7 protein-coding genes are annotated in these 6,879 nt (G+C 68.6%); 3 read left to right on the top strand and 4 right to left on the bottom strand.

Annotated elements, in window-relative coordinates:
- Positions 1–528 precede the first annotated feature (528 nt).
- Both ACIGYR_RS17525 and ACIGYR_RS17520 read right to left on the bottom strand, forming a co-directional pair.
- On the bottom strand, positions 529–822 hold the full coding sequence (locus ACIGYR_RS17525; RefSeq protein ID WP_399609032.1) for a hypothetical protein: 294 nt from the start codon (positions 820–822) through the stop codon (positions 529–531).
- Positions 823–884: 62 nt separating this feature from the next.
- Positions 885–1,079, bottom strand: a complete 195-nt coding sequence (locus ACIGYR_RS17520; protein WP_399609031.1) for a hypothetical protein — start codon at positions 1,077–1,079, stop codon at positions 885–887.
- A 297-nt stretch (positions 1,080–1,376) separates the two neighbouring features.
- On the opposite strand from ACIGYR_RS17520, the gene ACIGYR_RS17515 reads away from it, so the two are divergent.
- Positions 1,377–3,899 (top strand): Helicase associated domain protein, encoded by a 2,523-nt coding sequence (locus tag ACIGYR_RS17515; protein WP_399609030.1) that lies wholly within the window; start codon positions 1,377–1,379, stop codon positions 3,897–3,899.
- 689 nt (positions 3,900–4,588) lie between these two features.
- Positions 4,589–5,047, top strand: a complete 459-nt coding sequence (locus ACIGYR_RS17510; RefSeq protein WP_399609028.1) for a hypothetical protein — start codon at positions 4,589–4,591, stop codon at positions 5,045–5,047.
- A 148-nt stretch (positions 5,048–5,195) separates the two neighbouring features.
- On the opposite strand, the gene ACIGYR_RS17505 is transcribed toward ACIGYR_RS17510, so the two are convergent.
- A complete protein-coding gene (locus ACIGYR_RS17505) occupies positions 5,196–5,708 on the bottom strand; it encodes a hypothetical protein (protein ID WP_399609026.1) in 513 nt (170 codons plus the stop codon).
- Between the two features lie 398 nt (positions 5,709–6,106).
- Here ACIGYR_RS17505 and ACIGYR_RS17500 point away from each other — a divergent pair, with 398 nt between their 5' ends.
- The gene (locus ACIGYR_RS17500; RefSeq protein WP_399609025.1) at positions 6,107–6,271 is read left to right on the top strand and encodes a hypothetical protein; all 165 of its coding nucleotides are present in this window, start codon (positions 6,107–6,109) and stop codon (positions 6,269–6,271) included.
- Here ACIGYR_RS17500 and ACIGYR_RS17495 read toward each other — a convergent pair.
- Positions 6,258–6,879, bottom strand: a 622-nt coding sequence (locus ACIGYR_RS17495) for an FG-GAP repeat domain-containing protein (RefSeq protein WP_399609024.1), incomplete at its 5' end; no start/stop codon positions are given. The genes ACIGYR_RS17500 and ACIGYR_RS17495 overlap by 14 nt on opposite strands.

Genomic DNA, 6,879 nt, shown 5'->3' with positions numbered 1-6,879 from the left:
CCCGCGGAGCGGGTACCACATCGCTGCGCGATGTGCAAGCGAACACCCGTGCTGCGCACGGGTGTTGCGCACGGGTGTTGCGCTCCCGCTCCGCGGGAGCGCTGGCTGACCGCTGCGCGGTCAGCTCACCCGCCCTGCTTCGCAGGGCGGGTGACGCTCCGTCCGCTGCGCTCCCGGAGCGGTGGGGGCTACGCCCCCACCCGGTGCCTTCGCTGCGCTCTAGTCACCGGGTGGCGCTGTGCGCCACGAGGTGCCGGCCCCGCTGTGCGGGGCGGCTCAACGGGCCTGCGGCCCGAGCGGCAGCAAGGGGCGGGGCTCTGCGGAGGGCTGGCCTGAGTGTGGGTCAGCGTCTACGGGACCAAGTGCTCCCGATTCCCGCAACGTGCAGGGCCAGTGCGGTCAGTCCCAGGAGCATGACGTTGACTGACGAGAACGTGTGATTGGTGCTGACTTCGGCTGCGTTGATGAGGAATGCGATGAAGAACAGCACTGCTGCGACTATGCCGAGCATGACGGACCACATAGTTCTCAGGCGTGGGCGTGGCGGTTACTTGCCGCTTTGTGCGGGGCGGCGTGATGCGCGGGCCGGCCTGTCGGGGGGACTGCGAGACGCCGCAGGGACAGGCCGGCGGTGGCGAGGAGAGCGGTGAAGACGGCCAGGAGGAGGACGGACACCCACATCTGCCGGCTTCCGGGTGCCTGCCAGCCGGTCCAGGCGGCGGATGCCGCCCACAGTAGGACGCCCGCAGCGTAGAAGGAGCGGACGCGGTGCAGCTGCCGCACGGCCCGCAGGAACTGGATGCGTTCGGTCTTCGGTGCCATGCGGGGCGTGTACCCCAGCGCACTCTGTTCAGCAGCCCGGGTTTCCGCTCCTGCCGTATCACTCACCTTTGTTTTTGCTGCTGAGTGCGCCCTTCGAAGTCGCGCCGTGCTGCTGCACCTTGGTCTTCGACCAGCCCTGCACTGTCAGGGAGGTCCAGGACGGCGCCGCAGTGGTTGCACAGTTTCCCGTCTTCGGCCGGCGTGCCGCACGCCTTGCAGAACCGGTTGCCTTTGCTGTCCTCAGTCTTCTGTGTCATGACTCTCCCCGGGCAGAGTGGGCTGTGATCTGGCAGTGATGAGTACCCGCGGCTTCCGTGTCGATTCTCCCGGATCTCTGCTTCATTTTTGTTCTGCGATAGACTCTGGACTTAAGGTAGCCCACAGCTATGGGGTGTGTGGCCCGCGCGAAAGTAGATCTGTGCCACCTGCGTCGGGGGGTGTGGGGCCGGTTTGCGGCGGGGTGCTGTGTCCCAACCTTGGGTGTTTGCAGGCTAGTTGTTGCTGTTCAGTGTGTGAGGGCTGTCGTTCCGGCTCGCAGGAGAGGGTAGACCGAAATGACGGTGAAGGAACTTCGTCCTCATCAACGAGAAGCCGTGGACGCCGTACTCCGGTCGCTCGAATTGCCTGCAAGATCCACTGTGCCGGAGCGGGGCCTGCGGACTCAGGTGATCATGGCGACCGGATCGGGCAAGAGCCTCGTCGCTGTCCGCAGCGCGGAGGAGCTACACGCGGGCCGGGTGCTGATCCTCGTGCCCTCGCTGGACCTGCTCGCCCAGACCGAGGCCGCGTGGCGCGAGGGCGGCCGCACAGGCCCGATGATCGGGGTCTCGTCCCTTAGAGGTGAAGAGGCGTCCTTCCCGAACACCACGGACGTGGACGAACTGGTCGACTGGGTGCGACCGCTCGACAAGGTCACCGTGTTCGCCACCTACGCCTCCCTCGGACTCGGCACACTGGAACGCGCACACGCCGCCGGCCTTCCGGGGTGGGCGCTGATCGTCGTGGACGAGGCGCACAGAGTTTCCGGCCGGATCGGCAGGCCGTGGGCGGTCGTCCACGACAACACCCGCATCCCCGCCCTGCGACGGCTGTACATGACCGCCACACCACGGCTGTGGCAGCTCGACGAGGACGCCGAGCAGGGCGCGCCGGGCGAGCTGGTGGCCTCGATGGAGGACGACCCCAGCGGCCCGTTCGGCAGCCGCTGCTACACCATGACCCTGTCCGAGGCGATCGACCGGGGAATCTGCGCGCCCTACCAGGTGGTGTGCGTCGACATTACCGACACCCAGCTCCAAGCCGCCCAGCTGCTGGGCGCTGAAGCGCGTTCGGACCAGGTGCGCGGGGCGCGGCTCGCCGCGCTGCAGACCGCGTTGGTGAAGGCGTCGGCCGAGGAGGGTTTCCGCAGGACGCTGGTCTTCCACCACGTCGTCAAAGAGGCCGAGGCGTTCGCGGCCGGCCTCCCCGACGTCGCCGCGCAGCTGCACGCCTCCGACCCCGAGCTGTACCCCCAGACGATCTGGGCCAACTGGCTGTGCGGAGAGCACAAGCCACTCCACCGGCGCCGTATCCTGGACGAGTTCTCCAGAGGGATCGCCACGGACGGCACGGTCGTGGAGAAGACGTTCCTCGGGTCCGTTCGCGTGCTCGGCGAAGGCATCGATACATCCCCCTGCGACTCCGTGTACTTTGCCGACGTGCGGGGCTCCATGCCCGACTTGGTTCAGGCCGTGGGACGGGCGCTGCGGGTACAGCCCGGCGAGGGCAAGGTCGCATCCCTCGTGGTGCCCGTCCTCCTCGGGCCCGGAGAGACAGCCGACAACATGCTCACCAGCCGGGCCTACGGCGGCCTAGCCAGGCTGCTCGAGGCGCTCCGGGCGCACGACGCCCGCGTCGTGGAGGCGCTCGCCGAACAGCAAGCACAAAGCCGCGTCAAAGGCGTCCAGACCCGCAGCAGAGAACAGCAGGGCGAGGAGGCCGAGAGCGACCGAAGCGACCGACTGTCCCTGCCAGCCCGCGCGCTGCTGAAGTTCAGCACCCCCCGCGACCCGGCACAGCTGGCCGCGTTCATCAACCTCCGCGTCCTCAACCCCGAGCACGCACACTGGCGGCGTGGCGTGGAGGCCGCCGTCATCTACCACCGGCTGCACGGGGACCTGAAGGTCCCGTTCACCTACCGCGTGCCCACCAAGGACGACCCGGAGGCAGAAGCCGAGGGATGGCCGGCCACGCTCGCCGCCTTCCCGCTGGGCCAATGGACCGCCGACGCCCGAAGGCTCTACGCCCGCGGGGACATGGATGAGGACCGGATCGCACAGCTGGAGAAGCTCGGCATGGTCTGGTCACACTTCGATGTCGCGTGGGAGGAGGGCCTGGCCGCCGCCCGTGGGTGGGCGGCCCAGGCGGGCCACCTCCTGGCGCCCACAGACGCCACCTACAGGGGGTACCGCGTGGGCATCTGGCTGAAGAACGCCCGGGCAGCGGCCCGGAAGGCTGCCGACATCGAGCAGCGGCGGGCCGAAGGACTGCCGGTAGGGTCGTCGGCCGGCGTCTTGTCGCAGGAGCGGCGCGAGCAGCTGGAGGACATCGATCCGTCGTGGTGCCCGGCCTGGCCGGTGGAATGGCAGCGAGGCTTCCACCTCACCCGGCAGCACCTCGAGGCTGGCGGCACACTGCCGATGCAGCCGAACACCGTCGTGCACCAGGGTCAGGACCTCGGACGGTGGGTACGGTCCGCCCGGCTGGGCTGGGACAAGCTCACAGGCGCACAACAATGGCTGTGCGAGCAGGTCCTCGGGATCGAGCCCGCCACCGAAGACGAGAAACCCAGGCCACGCCGCACTCAGGCCGACAAATGGGCCATGAACTACGAGGCCGCCACCCAGTACTACCGACGCGAAGGCCACCTGCGAGTACCCAGGAAGCATGTCGAGACGATCGTGGTCGGCGTGGGCCAGGAGGAGCGGCAGATCCGCCTTGGTGCATGGATCGGGAACCAGCGAAGCAGGGCCGCCACGCTTTCACGAGAGCGGGTGGAACAGCTCTCCAACATCGGCATGCGATGGGGCGGCCTGTGAGCAGGACGCCTCCAGGCAGTCGGTTCGGGTTAGCTGCAACCGTACATGTTGCGGACCTGGAGCGTTCGTTTTGCGCCCCAAGTGCGTACGTATGTGAGCCCACAGAACCCGGGTGCCGCCGGATCCGCAGGAGCCTCGGGCCGGGCCCGCGAGAGCGCAGCGATCTCCCGGGGGAAGCTCCCCCGGCTCGGCACCAGCGCCGGTCTGCAAGGGCCCACATCTGGTCGGACAACTCCAGCCGGGCCCGCGGCCTGCGCTCGACGCGGCCCTCCGTCCGCGCCGCATCCAGCCAGCGCCACACCGTGCGCACATTCACCCCGCCGACCTGGGCGCCCGCACGCACATGCGCCGTGGTCAACGCCCCAGCCGCCTCGAGCTCCAGCAGCCGCGCAACCAGCACCGGTCTGGACGCCCTCAACCCCGCCGTGACCTCACCCCACACGCCCGGCTCCCCCACCCCGCCCCCTTCCGCCCGCGCGAGACCGACACGGACCACCGTGCCGCCGCGCAGCCCTCGGAAGGATCAGAAGTGCCGTTCTCAAGACAGTGGAACGGAGCGGGGTGTACCGCCCCCACGACAGCCGCACCGCTACAGAAACCGCCCCACGACACTGACCCCGCCCGTCCTCAGCCTGACATGCCGTCACTGACAATCACCCACCGACACCAAACCGGCACATCGCAGCGAGGTGCCGTTCGCGTTGCCGTACCGGCGGTACCGGCCGGAGACGATGGGCGACTCCTGGTGGGCGCTGAGCTGGCTGCGGGGGACGTACTTCCCGCTGTCCGTCACGGACGTCGACACCGAGGCTCGGACCGCCCAGGGCTTGCGGATGGTCTCCACGACCCACGTCACGGTGGAGCTCACCGAGGACCAGGTGGAGGCCGTCGGCCTGCCGCCCGGTCACGGCTACCAGGTCACCGGGATGCTGCTCGATGCCGAGGGCGAGTCCGTGGAGCTCCCCCGGGTCGGCACGCTCACCGTTCCGCTCCGCTGGCTGCACCCCATGGACACGCCCGTCTCCGGCGGCCACCACGACGCCTCACTCCGGGGCCGGAGCACCAGCTGGGCTTCGGTGAGACAAACCCCGGGTGGGAGCGGATGTCCCGTGCCGCTGAACCTTCACCGATTGCCCCTCAAAGGTTGACCGGACATGGTTTCTGTCACACGGACGGCGGCGCGCACCCGCCGGATGTGCCGAGGCACGATAGGCGTGACACGGGCACGCCACCTGTCACCAAGATCAGCGCGGTGGCACACGTGCGGAAAAGGGGGCGCCGGAGGTACGGGTTGCCCTACACGACAGCCTTTTTGCAGTTGAAGATGTTGATGCGGCCGACGATGGTGTCCGGGTCGTCGGGCGCGGTCAGCTCGACTGGGGCTTCGAGCCGGTACATGTCGCCCCTGGGCGGGTAGTGGGTGATGTCGGCGATCAGGACCATCGGTTTCTTCGTAACCAGGGTGACTGGGTCACCCTCCTCCTTCTCGAACGTGGCGGTGAACTCAAGAACGTCGCGTTGCTCGAACTTCGGAGGGAAGGTCTGGGTCACGCGCAGGCTGCTGCGGGCATCCACGTCGACGTCGCTCTGCTGGAGGGTGACGCTCACGCCGTCCGCCTCGCCGGACACTCTGAAGCCGACGACGCGCAGCATCACGCTGTTGACCGGGTCGTTGGGGTTGACGTCCACGCGCTGCTTGATCCCGCCCCTGAACTCGAGGGCCAAGGCGTTGCCCTCGACTTCGACCTTGGCGTCGATGGCGTGCATGGAACAGGGGATCTCCGCGCCGATAGGGGGCAGCAGTGACATGAATGGGGCTCCTTGATCGTCGTTACCGCCCACCATCGCCGATCCGTCCCCGCGAGACCGGCTACCACCCGGGCAGGCCACCCGATCAAGTACCCCGCCTGTCCGGTTGATCGTCGGCGCGGGACAGCGGAGCGTGATGACCTGCGCCCGCCCCACCAGCCGCATTGTCACGCGTCACGCTGTCACGCAGAATCGGCCTGGAAGGGGGTGCAGGCCCGATCCACGCCCCGAGAAACGGACATTAGCGAGCATTTTTGCGACTGCTGTCACGCTCCAACCGGCGGGTGTGACAACGCGGTTGGGGGTGCGTGAAGCGGACCCCCAGTAGGCCGGTCGTCCGATTGCCCGGGGCGCCGCGCGGCGGGCATGCTGCGCGTTCCGGAGATGAAGGGGTGAGCGTGTCCGAAGACGACGACGCAGCGGCGGCGGAAGCGTCGCTCAGAAAGGCCGTGGAGCAGCTGAGCGGCAACGGGGCGGGCGATGATTCCCAGGCGCCCCATGTGCCGGTGGCCGGTCGCCGTGCTGCGGGTGTGGGCGTCCTTGGAGGGTTTATCGGGTTCTGAAGCGGCGGTAGAGGTTGCGGGCTACGTAGACGCCGGGGCCGCCGAAGCCGACGATGTCGACGCGTCCGTCTCCGGTGATGTCGTCGACGAAGCGGGGGTGGTGGCCGACCCGCCAGGCGCCGGCGTCGTCGTTGTAGCCGAAGCCCCGGCACACCAACTGCGCCTGCTCGAACCGGCCGTCGCCGCAGTTGTGCGACACCCAGACCCCTTCGTCGCCGAAGCCGACGATGTCCGGGTTGCCGTCGCCGGTGACGTCGGCGAGGAACCGGAGGTGCTTCTTGCTCGTCCACCCCTGGGCGGTTCCGAAGTCGTTCAGGACGAGCTGGGAGGGCTCGAACGTGCCGTCGCCGCGTCCGCGGGAGACGACGACGCCCTGCGGGCCGAACCCAACAATGTCCACCGCTCCGCCAGCGGTGATCTGGAGCAGGAGCCGGAGGTGCTCCGCGACCGAGCTCCACCCCTGGTCCACCCCGAAGTCGTCGAGAACGTACAGAGGGTCGGCGAACGTCCCGTCCTCGTCCTGGAGTGAGATCCAGACGCCGTCGTCGTGGAAGCCGACGATGTCCGTGCGGCCGTCACCGGTCGTGTCGGTGACGAAGCGGGGATGC

It is taken from the genome of Streptomyces sp. NPDC053076 (genome assembly GCF_044546845.1).
Lineage (GTDB): Bacteria > Actinomycetota > Actinomycetes > Streptomycetales > Streptomycetaceae > Streptomyces.
The sequence above is the reverse complement of the archived record's forward strand: the minus strand, read 5'-3'. Positions and strand labels throughout refer to the sequence as shown.

What these genes read in the sequence shown, in the direction of transcription:
- ACIGYR_RS17525 (WP_399609032.1), bottom strand. Translation starts at nt 822, where the DNA reads ATGGCACCGAAGACCGAACGCATCCAGTTCCTGCGGGCCGTGCGGCAG.
- ACIGYR_RS17520 (WP_399609031.1), bottom strand. Translation starts at nt 1,079, where the DNA reads ATGACACAGAAGACTGAGGACAGCAAAGGCAACCGGTTCTGCAAGGCG.
- ACIGYR_RS17515 (WP_399609030.1), top strand. Translation starts at nt 1,377, where the DNA reads ATGACGGTGAAGGAACTTCGTCCTCATCAACGAGAAGCCGTGGACGCC.
- ACIGYR_RS17505 (WP_399609026.1), bottom strand. Translation starts at nt 5,708, where the DNA reads ATGTCACTGCTGCCCCCTATCGGCGCGGAGATCCCCTGTTCCATGCAC.